At 61.1% G+C, this 16298-nt stretch carries 12 protein-coding genes and 1 pseudogene; 5 read left to right on the forward strand and 8 right to left on the reverse strand.

Annotated features, from left to right (window positions below):
- Positions 1–13: 13 nt before the first annotated feature.
- Positions 14–715 carry a VacJ family lipoprotein gene (locus tag JN403_RS20455; protein ID WP_122624662.1) on the reverse strand — a complete coding sequence of 234 codons (702 nt, stop codon included), beginning with the start codon at positions 713–715 and terminating at the stop codon, positions 14–16.
- A 201-nt stretch (positions 716–916) separates the two neighbouring features.
- Between JN403_RS20455 and JN403_RS20460 the strand changes: the two genes are divergently transcribed.
- Complete coding sequence (locus JN403_RS20460; protein ID WP_205484050.1) at positions 917–1552, forward strand: HAD family phosphatase; 636 nt, start codon at positions 917–919, stop codon at positions 1550–1552.
- Positions 1553–1663: 111 nt separating this feature from the next.
- On the forward strand, positions 1664–1927 hold the full coding sequence (locus JN403_RS20465; RefSeq protein WP_122538041.1) for a DUF4404 family protein: 264 nt from the start codon (positions 1664–1666) through the stop codon (positions 1925–1927).
- Between the two features lie 148 nt (positions 1928–2075).
- Here the strand turns inward: JN403_RS20465 and queF are convergent, their stop codons facing one another.
- From queF to JN403_RS20485, 5 genes are all read right to left on the reverse strand, one after another.
- Complete coding sequence (gene queF / locus JN403_RS20470) at positions 2076–2906, reverse strand: NADPH-dependent 7-cyano-7-deazaguanine reductase QueF (protein WP_205484051.1); 831 nt, start codon at positions 2904–2906, stop codon at positions 2076–2078.
- Positions 2907–2986: 80 nt separating this feature from the next.
- Positions 2987–3115 (reverse strand): hypothetical protein, encoded by a 129-nt coding sequence (locus tag JN403_RS25820; RefSeq protein ID WP_275900168.1) that lies wholly within the window; start codon positions 3113–3115, stop codon positions 2987–2989.
- 3 nt (positions 3116–3118) lie between these two features.
- Positions 3119–4363: a lipoprotein-releasing ABC transporter permease subunit gene (locus JN403_RS20475; protein WP_205484052.1), complete on the reverse strand. Its 1245-nt coding sequence runs from the start codon at positions 4361–4363 to the stop codon at positions 3119–3121.
- 68 nt (positions 4364–4431) lie between these two features.
- Positions 4432–5115: a lipoprotein-releasing ABC transporter ATP-binding protein LolD gene (gene lolD / locus JN403_RS20480; RefSeq protein WP_163022143.1), complete on the reverse strand. Its 684-nt coding sequence runs from the start codon at positions 5113–5115 to the stop codon at positions 4432–4434.
- A 7-nt stretch (positions 5116–5122) separates the two neighbouring features.
- Complete coding sequence (locus tag JN403_RS20485; RefSeq protein WP_122538033.1) at positions 5123–6373, reverse strand: lipoprotein-releasing ABC transporter permease subunit; 1251 nt, start codon at positions 6371–6373, stop codon at positions 5123–5125.
- Between the two features lie 148 nt (positions 6374–6521).
- Between JN403_RS20485 and JN403_RS20490 the strand changes: the two genes are divergently transcribed.
- Both JN403_RS20490 and JN403_RS20495 read left to right on the forward strand, forming a co-directional pair.
- Positions 6522–7115: a PilZ domain-containing protein gene (locus JN403_RS20490; protein ID WP_205484053.1), complete on the forward strand. Its 594-nt coding sequence runs from the start codon at positions 6522–6524 to the stop codon at positions 7113–7115.
- Between the two features lie 60 nt (positions 7116–7175).
- Entirely contained in the window at positions 7176–7898 is a 723-nt protein-coding gene (locus JN403_RS20495) for a glycerophosphodiester phosphodiesterase family protein (RefSeq protein WP_122538031.1), read from the forward strand.
- 42 nt (positions 7899–7940) lie between these two features.
- On the opposite strand, the gene sthA is transcribed toward JN403_RS20495, so the two are convergent.
- A complete protein-coding gene (sthA, locus tag JN403_RS20500; protein WP_205484054.1) occupies positions 7941–9335 on the reverse strand; it encodes a Si-specific NAD(P)(+) transhydrogenase in 1395 nt (464 codons plus the stop codon).
- A gap of 285 nt (positions 9336–9620) precedes the next feature.
- On the reverse strand, positions 9621–14198 hold the full coding sequence (locus tag JN403_RS20505) for a DUF6543 domain-containing protein (protein ID WP_205484055.1): 4578 nt from the start codon (positions 14196–14198) through the stop codon (positions 9621–9623).
- A 296-nt stretch (positions 14199–14494) separates the two neighbouring features.
- Here JN403_RS20505 and JN403_RS20510 point away from each other — a divergent pair.
- Positions 14495–15786, forward strand: a pseudogene (locus tag JN403_RS20510) (MFS transporter).
- Positions 15787–16298 lie beyond the last annotated feature (512 nt).

Genomic DNA, 16298 nt, shown 5'->3' on the forward strand with positions numbered 1-16298 from the left:
CAGCGCGGCGGGATCAGAAGTCGTCGACGACTTTGCCGTCTTTGACTTTGAACTCGCGGTTTTGCAGGTAAGCGTTGCGGATGAAGATGTACTTGTCGCCATTGATCAGCTTTTCGGCTGAGAGCAGGCTGGCCCGGGTGTCGACAACGCTCACGGCCAGCGCAGTGTTACGCGTCGGGACGTGATCGATGTAACGCCAAGGCTGGGTGTAGGTGTCCGGGTATTTGGCGAATGTGTCACGCACGGTGCTCGGACCAAATAGCGGCAGCATCACGAACGGGCCGCTTGGAACGCCCCAATGACCGAGGGTCTGGCCGAAATCTTCGTCGTTGCGTTGCAGGCCCATCTTGGTGCCGACATCGAAGAAGCCCAGCAGGCCAAAGGTGGTATTGAAGATCAGGCGTGCGGTATCGACGCCCGCGGCTTCAGGTTTGACCTGAAGCACATCGTTGGCAAGGTTGGTGACTTCGCCGACGTTTTTGAACATGTTGTGGATGCCGTCTTCAAGGAACTGCGGCGTGATGAACTCATAGCCCTGGGCGATGGGTTTCAGCGCGTAGGTGTCGACGGTGTCATTGAAACGGAAAATCGCACGGTTGACGCCTTCCCACGGATCTTCGTCCGCCGCATTTGCAGCCATCGGCGCCACGGCCAGACTGGCCCACACGCACGTTCGAACCAGACGATTGATAAAGCCAGCACCGTTCTCGGGCATAGCTGAGACTCCCAGTCAAAGTAATCAAGCGGGCGCTACGCCCCAAACCAAAGGCGGGAGTATAAAGCGTTCTGTGACTATTTACGTCGCTGAAATGGTGGGTGTTTTGTAGGGCCTTAAACATCTGGAACCACTGTCATCGTTCGGTCATCGATTTGTCATGGCAATCCCTTAGCGTCAACGGCTTTGAGAGGGAATGCCATGCTCGCCCCGGTCGCCGTCGCTGCACCGTCGTTCACTGCCGTTTTGTTCGGACTGAGCGGTTGCCTTGTCGACTTCGGCGCCCAGGCGCGCACGCTGCTGGGCAGCGATGGCAGGTCACTGGCTTCCCGGGACGCCCAGCCATTCGCAGCGCTCGCGCCAGGTGCAATCAACGCCCTGAAGCATCTCAAACAGCACGGCATTCCCTGCGCCTGGCTCGATGAATACCCCTCCTCGATTACCGATCAGCTGGCTGCACCGCTCGGCAATCTGATTCTGCCCACTCCCGCGCCGACCCACCGTTGGCCTGCACCTGATGCGTGCTGGCAAGCGCTGATGACCCTTGGCGTGAAGCAACTGGACGGCTGCGTATTGGTGAGCGGCGATCCGCGTCTGGTCATGGCGGGCATCAACGCAGGGCTGTGGACGGTCGGGCTGGCGTCTTGCGGCCCGCTGTGCGGTGTGTCGCCTGAGCAATGGGAGGCATTGAGCGATCTGGATCGCGAGCGCCGTCGCGGCCGAGCCACCCTCGAGCTGTATGCGGCCGGCGCACATTCAGTCATTGATCACTTGGGCGAGCTGGAGTCGTGCCTGGCGGATATCACTCTGCGCCGGCAGAAGTCGGAGAAGCCTTGAGCTGACTGAGGTCATGCACAGTGGCCTGGAGTGGATTAGTCTAGGGCGGTAAAGGACCTTTGCCTGCGTATTGCGGTCCATCGTGAGACCAATCAGATTAAGGAAGACCCCATGTCCGTCAGTGACTTGCAACTACAACTCGACAGCCTGAACCAGCAGCTGGAGCATAATCCTGATCTGACCGCAGAGGATCGCTCGAACCTGACCGAGGTCATGGAGCAGATCCAGGCGCAGATCGAACTCGAGACCGTCTCCCAAGACCCGAGCATTGCCGATGGCGTCAACCTGGCGGTCGAGCGTTTTGAGGTCGATCACCCGACCATCGCCGGTACGCTGCGCAATGTCCTGGTAACGCTGGGCAGCATGGGGATCTGATTCAGGCGTCTGCTGGCCCACCTCATTGAAGCAGCCGGCTCGATTCTGAAAGCCGGCTTGCTGGCTAACGCAGTGCGTCAGTCACCCCTATCGTCTGAACATTCGGGTTCGCCAGCAAGCCGACTCCTACAAATGGGGCAGCAACGCCTTATTGCCGCGCGAGACGCACGTTTTCCAGTGTCAGCGCTTCCGTGCTGCGGTAGGGGTTGATGTCCAGCCCGCCGCGGCGCACGTAACGCGCATACACCGTCAGCTTCTCCGGCTTCAGCAAACGCTGCAGGTCCATGAAGATGCGTTCCACGCACTGCTCATGGAAATCAGAATGCTGGCGGAAGCTGACGATGTAGGCCAGAAAACTGGCGTGATCCAGCGCCGCGCCACGGTATTCAACCGCCACGCTGCCCCAGTCCGGCTGGCTCGTCACCGGGCAGTTGGATTTGAGCAGATGGCTGTGCAGCGCATCGTCCACCACCCGCGACTCATCGCAGCGCAGCAGTTCGGGTTGAGGGCGGTCGTAGCTTGAAATAGTCACGTCGAGGTCATCGACGCACACACCCGGCACCGAAACAATTCCCTCGGCCTCGATGTCCTTCAGGCTGCGAATGCGGACGCCAACCGGCTTGCCAGCCGCCGCCGACAGGTCCTTTTCCAGTGTGGCGATCAGCTCGGCTTCAGACGCAAAGGCGGTCTGATTGAGCGAGTTCAGGTAGAGCTTGAACGACTTGGATTCGATGATATTGGCCGAGTCCGCCGCGATGCTGAACTCACCAATGGCCACCACCGGCTTGCCCGACGGCAGCAGCCAGGACAACTCGTAGCAATTCCAGAAATCGACACCCTGATAAGGCAGGGTCTCGGCGGTCAGTCCCAGTTCCGCCCACTTGGCAGCGCGTGGAATAGGGAACAGCAGAGACGGGGTGTACGTGGCGATGTATTCGCTGGACTTGCCCAGCGGCGAGTGTTCGGCTGCGGGATGCATGGCGGGACCTGGACCTGAAAAAAGCGGCTGTTAAAACCAAGGCCGCGAAGTTTATCGGGTTCGCTCAGGGTTTTCAGCGTTTACTGACTGATCGCCACCTCGCCGACCATGCCCGGCTTGCACAGCCCGCTAGTGGAATCGTCGTGCTTCATGGCCGCGGTGTCGTGCTCCGGGCCGTACTCCCCACTGCGCGTCGGCCCCTGATCCATCTGCTACTCGTAACGCAAGGCGTGGGCCGGCTGGATCTGCGCGGCGCGGTAAGCCGGGTAAATCGTTGCCAGAAAGCTGAGGATAAAGCCGGCACTGCAGATCAGCGCCACATCGCTGCCTTCGAGCTTCGACGGAAGATTGCTGATGAAATAAACGTCCGAGGTGAAAATGTGCTGGCCTGTTACGCGCTCGACCCAGCCGACGATCTGACTGACGTTGATCGCAGCGACCACCCCCAGCACGCCGCCGATCACGGTGCCAACGACGCCGATAACGGTGCCCTGCACCATGAAGATGGTCATGATCTGGCTCGGGGTGGCGCCGATGGTGCGCAGGATGGCGATGTCGGCGCCCTTGTCATTCACCACCATGATCAGCGTGGCGATGATGTTGAACGCCGCCACGGCGACAATCATCAGCAGCAGAAGGCCGATCATGGTCTTTTCCATCTTCATCGCGCTGAACAGGCTGCCCTGCGTGTGGGTCCAGTCATCCGCCTTGTAGTCCGCACCGAGTCCGGCGGCAATGGCCGTTGAAACCTGCGGCGCGGCGTACAAATCCGTCAGCGCCAGCCGCACGCCCTGCACTTGATTGGGCTGCCAGCGCTGGATGACGGCGGCATCGGCGACGTTGACCAGCGCCATTGAACCGTCCAGTTCGGCACCGACCTTGAACACGCCCACCACCGTCAAGCGCTGCAGGCGTGGGGTGATGCCACCGGGGGCACTGCTGATTTCCGGAACGATCAGCGTCAGTTTATCGCCGACGTTCAGACGAAAGCGCCGGGCGGTGATTTCGCCGATCACCACACCAAATTCACCCGCCTTCAAGTCCTGCAGGCGGCCCTGCACGATGTGCTGGGTCACGATGGAGACCTTGGATTCCAGGGCCGGATCGACGCCGTTAATCTGTATCGGCTGCATCGAGCCCTTATACGACAGCATGCCGTCCATTTCAGTGAATGGCACGGCGGCCGTGACCTGTGGATCTTTCAGCGATGCCCTGGCCGCCGGCTGCCAGTCGTCGAGCGGCTTGACGCCAGAGATCACCGCATGGGGGACCATGCCGAGGATCCGCGAACTCATTTCCTGCTGGAAACCGTTCATCACGGACAGCACCACGATCATCGCGAGCACGCCCAGCGCCAGCCCGATCATCGAGGTCATGGAAATGAACGAGATGAAGTGGTTGCGACGCTTGGCCCGCGTGTAGCGCGTACCGATAAAGATGGATAACGGTCTGAACATTCGTGGAGCACCGTAACTAAGCAGCTAAAAGTAAAAAGCCGATGCCCTGAAGACACCGGTCGTACGGGTCAGGCTTCGACCAGACGGCCTTCTTCAAGACGCCACACGCGGTCCATCTGCCGGGCCAGCGTCATGTCGTGGGTCACCACCAGAAACGCAGTGCGCGACGACGTGCTCAGCTCGAGCATCAGGTCCTGAATTCCTTGCGCCGTGTGAGAGTCAAGGTTGCCAGTGGGCTCGTCGAGCATGACCAGACCCGGCTGGTTGACCAGCGCTCGGGCGATCGCCACCCGTTGACGTTCGCCGCCGGACAGCTCCGACGGCTTGTGCGCCAGTCGATGCTTGAGCCCTACCCGCTCCAGCAGCGCGGTTGCACGCTGACGGGCTTCCGGAATCGGCGTCTTGCCGATCAGCAATGGCATGCAGACGTTTTCCAGCGCGGTGAACTCGGGCAGCAAGTGGTGGAACTGATAGACGAAGCCAAGGGCACGGTTGCGCAGCAGACCGCGGGCCTTCTCGTTGAGCGCCGAAAGCTCTTCGCCCGCCAGCCAGACACTGCCTTCGGTGGGCGTGTCGAGGCCGCCAAGCAGGTTGAGCAAGGTACTTTTGCCCGAGCCCGAGCTGCCGACGATCGCTACGCGTTCGCCCGGGTGCAACTCCAGTTGCAGGCCCGAGAGGACGACCACGGATTCCGGACCTTCCTCGTAGGATTTGCCCAGGTTGCGGCAGCTCAGTACAGCTTTATCACTCATGCCCGACTCACTCATAACGTAGCGCCTCCGCCGGCTGGGTGCGCGCAGCACGCCAGGCTGGATACAGGGTGGCGAGAAAACTCAGGACCAGCGCCGCGCCGCATACGAGCAGCACGTCCTGGGCCATCAATTGCGAAGGCAGATAGTCGATGAAGTAGACATCCGCGTTGAGAAACTTGTGACCGATCAGACCTTCCAGCGCCGAAATCGCCGAACTGACGTTGAGTGCCGCAAGAATGCCGACACCGGCGCCGATCAACGTCCCGACCACACCGATGACCGTGCCCTGGACCATGAAGATCGCCATGATCTGGCCCGGGGTCGCGCCCAGGGTACGCAGAATGGCGATATCACCGCGCTTGTCGTTGACCACCATCACCAGCGTGGAAATGATGTTGAACGCCGCGACCGCCACGATCAGCAACAGCAACAGGCCGATGATGGATTTCTCCATGCCGATCGCCTGATACAGGTTGCCGTGAGTGCGGGTCCAGTCGCGGGAGTAATACTGGTGCTCGCCGAGGTTCTGGGCGATGTCGTACGCCGTGCGTGGCGCCTTGAACAGATCGGTGAATTTCAGACGCAAGCCCTGCACCTGATCCGGCTTCCAGCGGTGCAGCCGCGCCAGGTCCTGCAGATTGGTGACGCCCAGGTAGCCGTCCAGCTCGCCGGCGCCGACATGAAAGATGCCGACCACGGTAAAGCGCTTCATGCGCGGGAACATGCCGGCAGGGGTCACGGTGACTTCGGGGGACACGAACGTGACTTTGTCGCCCATGCCGACACCGAGCTTGGTCGCGGCCTTGTCGCCGATCACCACGCCAAAGCCGCCCGCGACCAGGTCGTCAAGGCTGCCCTGCTTCATGAAACCGTCGATGATCGACACCTTGCGCTCCTGCGCCGGGTCGATGGCATTGAGCAGGATCTTCTGCACATTGCCGTTGTTGGTCAGCAGGCCTTGCATCTGAGTGAACGGCGCAACGGCCTCGACCTGTTTGTTCTGTTTGACCCGGGAGGCCAGGGCCTGCCAGTCATTGATCGGCTCGCCGGACTCGATGGTAGCGTGGGGCACCATGCCCAGCACGCGGGTGCGCATCTCGTGGTCGAAGCCGTTCATGACCGAGAGCACGACGATCATCACGACCACGCCCAGGGCGAGGCCGATCATCGACGTCAGGGAAATGAAGGAGACAAAGTGATTACGGCGCTTTGCACGGGTGTAGCGCGTGCCGATGAATACAAAGAGAGGTCTGAACATTTAGGGGCTTGTTCGGAGGAATGGGAACGTCCTTGTGGCGGGCCTGGGCAAGCGGCTTTACACTCGGATCACCACCGGATCACGCTCGAAAAGCTGAGCTATGATTTTGAGCAATCACTCTGACAACCGCCGCTACCATGGGTTCGCCATGCCGACACTAGATGAAGAAGAACGCCGCGAATACTACCGTATCGAGGACAGCGTCGCACTGGAAATTAACCGCATCGCCGAGACTGGCACGGGAGAGGAACCTGGCCATCACGACACGTCCACGCTCTTCGATCTGCTGAGCGAATTGCACGTCGCCGAGTTTGAATCCCAGCACCTGCTGCGCCAGCTGGATGATCGAGACCGCACTACCAACAGCTTCCTTCGAGCGATGAGCAAGCGCATCGACTTGCTCGGCCAAGTGGTGGCGCACACCGCACTGGGCAAGCTGGGCGCGCCGCAGCGCGTGATCATGTCCGAGGGTGGCCTGCAATTCGAAACCCCTCAACCCTTCCAGCCCGGCACCCTGTTGTCGGTGAAGATGGTGCTGATGCCCCAGGCGTCGGGGATGATGCTGCGGGCCCGGGTGACGCAGTGTCATGCGTTGACCATCGGCGATTTTGACGTCGGCGCGGAGTGGATCGACCTCACTGACGCCCAGCGCCAATTGCTCGCCCGACACATCCTGCAACGACAAGCCGCGCAGCGGCGGCTGGCCCGTGAGCAGGCAGACCCCGACACCAAGCCAACCTGACCCCGGCACCCCTTATTTCAGCCCGACCTATTCCAGCGCCATGCGTACCAAGGAGTGATTGTGACCATTATTTACGGCCACCGCGGCGCCAAGGGCGAAGCACCGGAAAACACCCTGACCAGCTTTCAGGAATGCCTCAAACACGGCGTCAAACGCTGCGAACTGGATCTGCACCTGTCCCGCGACGGCGAGCTGATGGTGATCCATGACCCGACCCTCAAGCGCACCACCGACCGCCGCGGCAAGGTCGTCGAGCACGACGCCGCCGATCTCATGACCTACGACGCGCGCAAGGGCGGACCCGGCTGGGTGCAGCCCTGCCCCATTCCCCGACTGGAAGAACTGTTCGAGAAATGCGCCTTCGATCACTGGCAGCTTGAGGTCAAAAGCGCGTCACGCACCCGCGCGGCAACCACCGTGCTGGCCATTCGTGAAATGGCTCAGCGCCACGGACTGCTGGATAAAGTGACGATCACGTCGAGTTCCCGGGAAGTGCTGCGCGCGGCGCTGGAGCTGACACCGGATATTTCGCGAGGGCTGGTGGCGGAATACGCCTGGCTTGACCCGCTGAAAGTGGCTCAAGGGTATGGCTGCGAAATACTCGCGCTGAACTGGACGCTGTGCACGCCCGAGCGCTTGAAGAAAGCCCAGAACCAAGGGCTGCATGTGTCGGTGTGGACAGTCAACGAGCCCGCGCTCATGCGCAGACTCGCCGACTTCGGCGTTGACAGCCTGATTACAGACTTTCCCGGTTTGGCCAGCGCCACCCTTGGGAAGTACTGAAATCGGTCTCCCCGGCCGGCTCAGGCCACCGGCCGGAGCCGCTCAAAAAAGCCGGTTCAGGCCGTCATATGCCGCTACCCGATAGGCCTCGGCCATGGTCGGGTAGTTGAACGTGGTGTTGACGAAGTACTTGATCGTGTTCGCCTCGCCGGGCTGGTTCATGATCGCCTGACCGATGTGCACGATCTCCGATGCCTGGTCGCCGAAGCAGTGCACGCCGAGGATCTGCAGCGTTTCCCGGTGAAACAGGATTTTCAGCATGCCAACCGGCTCGTTGGAAATTTGCGCGCGAGCCATGCTCTTGAAAAACGCCTTGCCCACTTCGTACGGGACTTTGGCCACGGTCAGGTCATGCTCGTTCTGACCGATGGAACTGATCTCGGGGATGGTGTAGATCCCGGTCGGTACGTCGTTGACGAAGCGCCACGCGCCGTTGTCGACCGCACTGCCCGACGCCGAACGACCCTGGTCATAGGCCGCGCTGGCCAGACTCGGCCAGCCGATCACGTCGCCAGCGCCATAAATGTTCGGCTGGCTGGTGCGATAGGCTTCGTCGACATCGATCTGCCCGCGACCGTTGGCCTTGATGCCGACGTTTTCCAGACCCAGCTTGTCGGTGTTGCCGGTACGGCCGTTACACCACAGCAAGGCGTCGGCCTTGACCTTTTTGCCGGACTTGAGGTGAAGGATCACCCCGTTGTCCAGCCCTTCAACGCGCTCGTATTCCTCGTTGTGGCGCACCATCACGTTGTTGTTGCTGAAGTGATAGCTCAGGCCTTGGGAGATTTCCGAGTCGAGGAAGCTCAGCAACTGGTCACGGTTGTCGATCAGTTCGATTTCTACACCGAGACCGCTGAAGATCGACGCGTATTCGCAACCAATAACCCCCGCGCCGTAGATGATCAGTTTGCGCGGGGTGTGACCCAGACTGAGGATGGTGTCGCTGTCGTAGATGCGCTTGTGGGAGAAGTCGATATCGGCTGGGCGATAAGGCCGCGAGCCGGTGGCGATGATGATCTGGTTGGCGACCAGTTTTTCCACGACGCCGGTGTTGCATACCACGTCGATGCTGCGCTCGTCGGCGAAGCTGCCGGTGCCGAAGAACACGTCGACACGGTTGCGGGCGTAGTAAGCGGTGCGTGATGCGACTTGCTTGTTGATGACCCTCTCGGCGTTCTTCAGGACGTCCGGAAAGGAAAACCAGCGTGGCTCACCGATGGCGCGGAACATCGGGTTGGTGTTGAACTGGATGATCTGTTTAACCGAGTGACGCAGGGCCTTCGATGGGATCGTGCCCAGGTGTGTGCAGTTGCCGCCGACCTGCCGACGACTGTCGACCATTGCCACCTTACGCCCGGCCTTGGCAGCGTTCATCGCCGCGCCCTCACCCGCCGGGCCCGAACCCAGCACTACCACGTCGTAGTTGTAGACAGCCATGCGTACTCCTCAGAACTGGCCGAGACACCACTCTGGTGTCTCCGGCTGAATCATGCCGCCCGGGCGGCATGAAGGATCGAAACTCGCGGCGCAGTCTAGTCTCACCGAGGGCAAACGACCATTAACCCTTGGTCGCGTCCCTCGGCAGACCTCTCTGCTATGCCGCAGGTCGAGTGCTGGAAACCTCACTCGACTAGAGAATTGCTGCGGATGATAAATCCCTTGCGTGACGATTCCTAAAAAATCGCACGCCCAGGCATCTGTCTCTACGGCGGCCCTAGGCATTCACTCGGCCAGATGCAGAAACAGACGTTGCGCCAGTTCCTTGCCGATGGCGCTGCGATAAATGCTCACCACTTCCTTGTTGTCCTTGGCCGCCTTGAGCATGGCCCTGTAACCCATCAGACGCTGTTCCGGGAGTTTAAGGTGCGCGGCGGTGAAGGCATTCGCCGCCGCGTCCTCGCTGGCGTAGTGAAAATGCGCCCACCACAGCAGGTGGTCGTCCTTGTCGCGGATCGCATATTCCTGCACGAAGTCATTGCGACGACTGCCCGACATGTTTTTTCGGCCGTCGACACGGGCAATGCGCACCTCATGTTGTCGATCCAGATAACTGACGCGACTGGCCGTCGGCGGCTGGCGCTTTATCATCTCGATACGCAGCTGACGTCCCTGCTCGCGAAATCGCTGTTCGGCGACACGCATTTCGTCCAGCAGGGGCTGAACTGATTCACCCTTGCCGTCTACCGCATGGGGATTTTCAAGATGAATCTGCAGCTTCTCCGCCAGCTCACCTAATTTGTCGGCCTTTTGCACCAGGATGTCTTCCATGTCCTCGGGCTCATTGGCACGGCGAGACTGGCGCACCGCGCTGGCAATCTCGGGCTCCACACGATCCAGCAGGGCGCGGCTTCGACGCATGAGCTCTGCCAGTGGAACGATGCTGTCGCGATTGCCCGGCTTGCGTGGCTGTTCCTCGATTTCGACCCATTCCCCCTCCGCGTGCTGGTGGTACGCGCCAACCACCCGATCACCGGTGGCCGCCTTGACCTCAACGACCTCACCCAGTGAAGGCTCGTCGCCTTCACGCAGTCGGCCGATCAACGTGCGGTGCCCTCGGGTTTTGATTACCCGCTTGCGTGTCTGCTTGAGCCTCGGGACATATTCCGCAGGCGTCTCGGCAGGCTCCTCGCTCTCGCGTATCAGGTCAGAAAGCCGGTGCTCGGCACGGTCGGAAATCGCGGACAGATCCTCGAAAAATCGGTGAAAGTGCGGCGTATTGACCACCTCAGGCTCACTCTCGAACGCGGCCAGGGCGACGATTGAGGCCCGGTCATACTGCCTCAGCGAGCTTTCGAGCACATCGATCTGTTCGGCAATTGTGTAATCGTGCGGTTTTTCCAATTCCGCCTGAGACGTCAGCGCGGCATGCAGAGGGTCATCATTGAGCAGACGCTTCAGCGTCACCGCTTTGCGGGTATCCAGAATGCTCTCGGCACTTAAACACAATTCCAGGGACGACCACATTCGACTGGCGCGCCAATCGACCAGGGAGTACATCCGGCTCTTGTAAAACTCCAGCGCTTCCGTGCGCCAGTAGGCCTCACCGACTTTCGGCACGTCCCGCAGCCTCTGCCACAGCCCCTCCCTGATCAGGGCCCATTGCACCCCGCTCTCTTGCAACACCAGTGACTTCTCGAAAACCCCCAGGTAGATCCCGACATTCTCGGCGGCGATCGCCCCGGACAACGCGCGCATTCGGGCTGCCTCTTCTCTGGCCACAATCAGCATGTCGCGCAGCAGCACGCCCTCCAGCAGGCAGATCCGCCGGGCGATGCCTTGCAGGTCCCTGGCATAGGTTTTGTCAGGGGTGCGGTCGGCAGGACGTAGCGATTGGTCGAGTTCGTCCCTGCGGTCGATGATCTCCATCACCGCGCGGATGTCTGTCTCAAGCAGCGCAATGACCTCATGGTGCCGTTCGAGCGGCATGGCATCGATACGGTTGTCGTTTTCCACTATCCGGATGTACAGATCGTTTTGGCGCTTGAGCAGCTCGGACTTCTCGGCATTGACGCGTTTAAGCCGGGCAGCATTTTCCAGGGCCAGCTGCCGGGCGCTGCGCTTGGGGCCTCCGCCTCGTAGCCGCAGACCGAGGTCCAGACGCCAGGCCTCACCCTTGCGCATCAGCCAGGGCCCGGTGCGCTCGGGGTTGTGGGGATGAACAATCTGCACGTCACCCTCGCCGACACGAACCATGAATACGGCGTTGTCGACGCGCGCATACCAGGCGCCGTCCCGCTCATACAGACCTTGCGTGCCGAAGGCGTTCGAAGGCTCAGGCAGCTCGGGCGGCGGGAGGATTTCGAACGACCGTAGCGCGAGGGTCTGCTGGGCGGTCAGGTTCAGATCGGCTCGCGACCACGTGAAGTCCAGCCGGCTCCTCAGGCTGGCCGGCATGACAACGGGATCAGGCGCAGGGACTGGAATGATAGGGGTGGAAGGGATCGAAGGCGTCGATGCCCCCGTGAGCAGATTCGCCAGACTGGGGCGCACGGACTGGGCAGCGTGCTGGCGACCGGATCGGCCACCCTCGCCCAGCGAGCTGTGCAACAACAGCATCGCCACGGTCAGCAGCACATTGCCCATGGATTCCGTGCGTTCCCGTGCACCGCCGGTGCCGTCTGCAGCCAGCGCTCCTTGGGCTTCGCTCAGGAACTGCACCAGCCACAGCCCGTGGCCGACCGGGCCCGAAATGAAAGGCATGACCGACTCCAGCGCCAGCCAGCCGCCGCGTTTGAGCAATGCCCAGCGGCTTTCGGCGTTGGAGGTGGACTGCCTCTCCGCCAGCTGGATCAGCGCGGACGCGTTGGCCCTGAACAGCGCAATCAGTGGATCACCCACTGCTTCATCGACCGCCAGCTGCGCAGGCGACGGGATTTCGAGGGGCGCGAAGTCAGAACCCTGGCCGAAGCGCACGACATGGGGCTGATCAAACCCGCCATTGGCATACACCTGGCGTGCATGGTCGGCCATCCAGGTCAGCACTTCGTCCTGAAGCTCACCGGGTTTGACGATAGCCGCGCGCAAGGCTGCCCAGGATTCAAATTCGACCAGCGACTGAGGGGAAAACGGTCGGTACAGCACCACCGGCCCCCTGGACGTATCGCGATCACTGATCACAAACATATTGGTGACTTCATCTGCCTGCGCCCCAACCGTGGCCCGGAAGGCCAGCGGACGCAGGGTCGTGTTGCGCAGCGCTGAAGGGCGCCGCTCCGGCGGCTGAACAAGGGCGGCAACACGCTGATAAGCGCTGTCACAAAAATGCCCCTCGCTACGCATTTTCAGCACCAGCGCCTGCAGTGGCAGTTGAGCGCGAAGCTGGTCGATGTACGCCGCCCGACGCTTGGCTGACTGTGTGGGGTCAGTCAGCAGCGCCCGTTTCAGCAGCGCCGGGTAGTGGCGCCCTATGTCGACCTGACACACCAGCAGCCGCAGGTAATCGGCGCTGAACCAGTCCGGCGCCGGGGTGCCGTCCCTGTGCACGATGTGCAGCGCACCGGCTGGCTCGCCGGACAGGTTTTCCAGGGCGAACTCGGCGAGGCTCATGCGTATCGGTTCGACCAGGCCCGAGGCGAACACCTGACCACCGCCGGGAATCGCGGCGGCAACCACTTTACGGATAACCACGTCCAGATCGGCGATCAGCAGATCCGCCGCCTCCGGGTGATCGGCGAGCATTTCGCGCTGCAGTTGCTGGCTGGCGTAATCCAGCAACGGCGGAATGTCCTCGCTGAACGTGCTCTCTGCGCCCGCTGTAGCGCCCGCCAACGCAATCATTCGACGGCTGAAATCCATGCGGTCGGCGACGCTGGCCTGGCGCAACCAGTCTGGAAGCGTTTCGGGGCTTTCCAGGCCCGGAACGACGGGGAGCAGAAAAGGCGTGATGTCGGTGGCAGCGGCCATACGGCGATCGAGCTCGGCAAAATCCTCCGCGTCGGCGTGGTCCAGTCGGGCAACCTGCTGCAGCTGGAGGGCCAGCATCGACTGGGCCAGCGCACTGAACAGGTCACCCTCAACCTCGCGCAGCGTCCAGGCCTCGGGCTGGGTGGCTGACGGAGACCTACCGAGGCTGGCTATCAGATCAGCGAGCGAACCATGCCTGACGATGACACCCGGCGACTGCCAAGTGAAAAACATCTCCTTGCCGCCCCACACACCGGTCGCCGCCAGCACGGGCAGCCCTGACACCGGGTTTGAAGCGTCCACCGCCTGAGGGATGCAGGCGCGAATGACAGGGTCCGGATGGGCCTCGTTGATACTCAGCATGAAATTGCGCTGGGTCTGGTCGGAAAAGGACGCGATGGGACGCAGAAAGTCGTCCTCGTCAGCCTGCAAACCCGGTATGTCGTCCAGCGCCTTCAGATAGCCCTTCTTCAATGCATCGGCAAGCTGTGCCCATGGGGTTTGTCCCTCTGCCGCCGGCGTTCCCCAGAAATCCACCAGCGCCTGCTGAAACTGCTCGTTCAGCTCCAGAGCAACCGTATCCACCAGAATGTTCAGTTGATCAAAATCGATCGGCGTCGGGGTCGAGCCTTGAGCGGCGGGATCGATGACCAGTGTGTTAACCCCGGAACGCCAGCGTGGCGTCTTGCCCGTCAGGAATGCCTGTTGCAGATTTCTGAACAGCGTTTCCGCGCGCTGACTGCCGTCAGAGGCGGCTCGGGTGATGACGCAAATCTCGGGATCGATTTCAACGTTCGGGAATTGTTGCTGCAGTGCAGAACGCAGCTGCTTGATTGCAACGTCATGCAGCGTAGGTCGCAGGGAAACCCCAGCGATCAGATGAAGGGTTGAGCTCATTGGCCAGTTAACTCGTGCAATGGATTGAGGATCGCTCAGGGGCCTGTCAGCCACTGAGAGAATTTGCGAGGAGTTAAACCGGGAATGAGCCCATCGATGGGATACATAAATATTGTTTTCACGCGGGCGCAGCGGGGGTCCGTGGTCGATGGGCGGGGCGTTCTGATTGCCAACCGCCAGCTTTACACATATCGTTACAAATCTGCGGCACGCGAGGCCAGGCTCGGGCGCCGCAGCAGAGGACGCATAAATACAACGGATCCCCCCAGCTAGACAGCTTAAGTGAGTAATTCCAGATGGCCTCGACCCCAGGCAAAGGCAAGGCGATATTTCGCGTTGTCAGCGGCAACTTCCTTGAAATGTTTGACTTCATGGTCTATGGCTTCTACGCCACGGCTATCGCCAAAACCTTCTTCCCCGCTGACAGTGAATTCGCATCGCTGATGCTGTCGCTGGCCACCTTCGGCGCCGGCTTCCTCATGCGCCCGCTGGGTGCCATCTTCCTCGGCGCGTACATCGACCACCATGGCCGGAAAAAGGTCTGGTGATTACCTTGGCGATGATGGCCATGGGTACGGTATTGATCGCCTGCGTGCCGGGCTACGCGACCTTGGGCGTCGCCGCGCCGCTGCTGGTGCTGATCGGGCGTCTGCTGCAAGGCTTCTCGGCCGGGGTTGAGCTGGGCGGTGTGTCGGTGTACCTGGCGGAGATTTCCACGCCGGGCCGCAAGGGCTTCTTCGTGAGCTGGCAGTCGGCTAGCCAACAGGCGGCAGTGGTTTTCGCCGGTCTTTTGGGTGTTGGCCTTAACCACTGGCTGAGCCCCGAAGACATGGGCCAATGGGGCTGGCGTGTGCCGTTCCTGATCGGCTGCCTGATCGTTCCGGCGATCTTCGTGATTCGCCGTTCGCTGGAAGAAACCCCCGAGTTCGAAGCCCGCGCCCAACACCACCGCCCAAGCCTGGGCGAAGTGGTCAAGTCAATCGGTCAGAACTTCGGTCTGGTCATCGCGGGCATGGCGCTGGTGGTCATGACCACCGTGTCGTTTTACCTGATTACCGCTTACACACCGACGTTCGGCAAAAACGAGCTGCACCTGTCTGATCTGGACAGCCTGCTGGTAACGGTCTGCGTGGGTATTTCCAACTTCATCTGGCTGCCGGTGATGGGCGCACTGTCGGACCGGATCGGCCGCAAGCCTCTGCTGCTGGCGGCGACTATTCTGGCGATCATCACGGCGTACCCTGCCCTGTCCTGGCTGACCGCCAACCCGAGCTTCGGCAACCTGCTGATGGTCGAGCTGTGGTTGTCTTTCCTGTACGGCTCGTACAACGGCGCGATGGTGGTTTCACTGACCGAAATCATGCCGGTCGAAGTGCGTACCACCGGCTTCTCCCTGGCTTACAGCCTGGCGACCGCGACGTTCGGCGGTTTCACGCCGGCGGCCTGTACGTACCTGATTCACGTGCTGGACAACAAAGCCGCACCGGGCATCTGGCTAAGCGGCGCTGCAGTGCTCGGCCTGATCGCCACGCTCGTGCTGTTCCGCAAGGGTCAGACGCGGATTCAGGGCGTGACAGCGGTCGGCTGATCGTCGAGAGCAGTAAGCTTCAAGCTTCAAGCCATAAGCTCAAGCAAACAAAACGCCCCGATTGATTCGGGGCGTTTTTATTTCCAGATGACGTGGGTCGCCTCGGGATTTCGGCCGGTTCGCTGGAGCTGTGGGAGTGAGCTTGCTCACGAAGAGGCCAGGACAGCGAGCTACTTTTCTGGGGAGGGACACTAAGCCTTCGCCAGCAAGCTCGCTCCCACAGGATCGTGCGGCGCCTGAGATTTCGGCCGGTTCGCTGGAACTGGGGAGTGAGCTTGCTCACGAAGAGGCCAGGACAGCCAGCCACTTTTCTGGCAAGTGACACTAAGCCTTCGCGAGCAAGCTCGCTCCCACAGGATCGTGCGGCGCCTGAGATTCGGCCGGTTCGCTGGAACTGTGGGAGTGAGCTTGCTCACGAAGAGGCCAGGACAGCCAGCCACTTTTCTGGCAAGTGACACTAAGCCTTCGCGAGCAAGCTCGCTCCCACAGGATCGTGCGGCGCCTGAGATTTC

The sequence above is a fragment of the Pseudomonas sp. 15A4 genome (assembly GCF_016925575.1).
Lineage (GTDB): Bacteria > Pseudomonadota > Gammaproteobacteria > Pseudomonadales > Pseudomonadaceae > Aquipseudomonas.

Excerpts from the sequence above, each read along its gene's own strand:
- JN403_RS20475 (WP_205484052.1), bottom strand. The coding sequence starts at position 4,363 with ATGTTCAGACCGTTATCCATCTTTATCGGTACGCGCTACACGCGGGCC.
- sthA (WP_205484054.1), bottom strand. The coding sequence starts at position 9,335 with ATGGCTGTCTACAACTACGACGTGGTAGTGCTGGGTTCGGGCCCGGCG.
- JN403_RS20465 (WP_122538041.1), top strand. The coding sequence starts at position 1,664 with ATGTCCGTCAGTGACTTGCAACTACAACTCGACAGCCTGAACCAGCAG.
- JN403_RS20485 (WP_122538033.1), bottom strand. The coding sequence starts at position 6,373 with ATGTTCAGACCTCTCTTTGTATTCATCGGCACGCGCTACACCCGTGCA.
- JN403_RS20490 (WP_205484053.1), top strand. The coding sequence starts at position 6,522 with ATGCCGACACTAGATGAAGAAGAACGCCGCGAATACTACCGTATCGAG.
- lolD (WP_163022143.1), bottom strand. The coding sequence starts at position 5,115 with ATGAGTGATAAAGCTGTACTGAGCTGCCGCAACCTGGGCAAATCCTAC.
- JN403_RS20460 (WP_205484050.1), top strand. The coding sequence starts at position 917 with ATGCTCGCCCCGGTCGCCGTCGCTGCACCGTCGTTCACTGCCGTTTTG.
- queF (WP_205484051.1), bottom strand. The coding sequence starts at position 2,906 with ATGCATCCCGCAGCCGAACACTCGCCGCTGGGCAAGTCCAGCGAATAC.
- JN403_RS20505 (WP_205484055.1), bottom strand. The coding sequence starts at position 14,198 with ATGAGCTCAACCCTTCATCTGATCGCTGGGGTTTCCCTGCGACCTACG.
- JN403_RS25820 (WP_275900168.1), bottom strand. The coding sequence starts at position 3,115 with ATGGATCAGGGGCCGACGCGCAGTGGGGAGTACGGCCCGGAGCACGAC.
- JN403_RS20455 (WP_122624662.1), bottom strand. The coding sequence starts at position 715 with ATGCCCGAGAACGGTGCTGGCTTTATCAATCGTCTGGTTCGAACGTGC.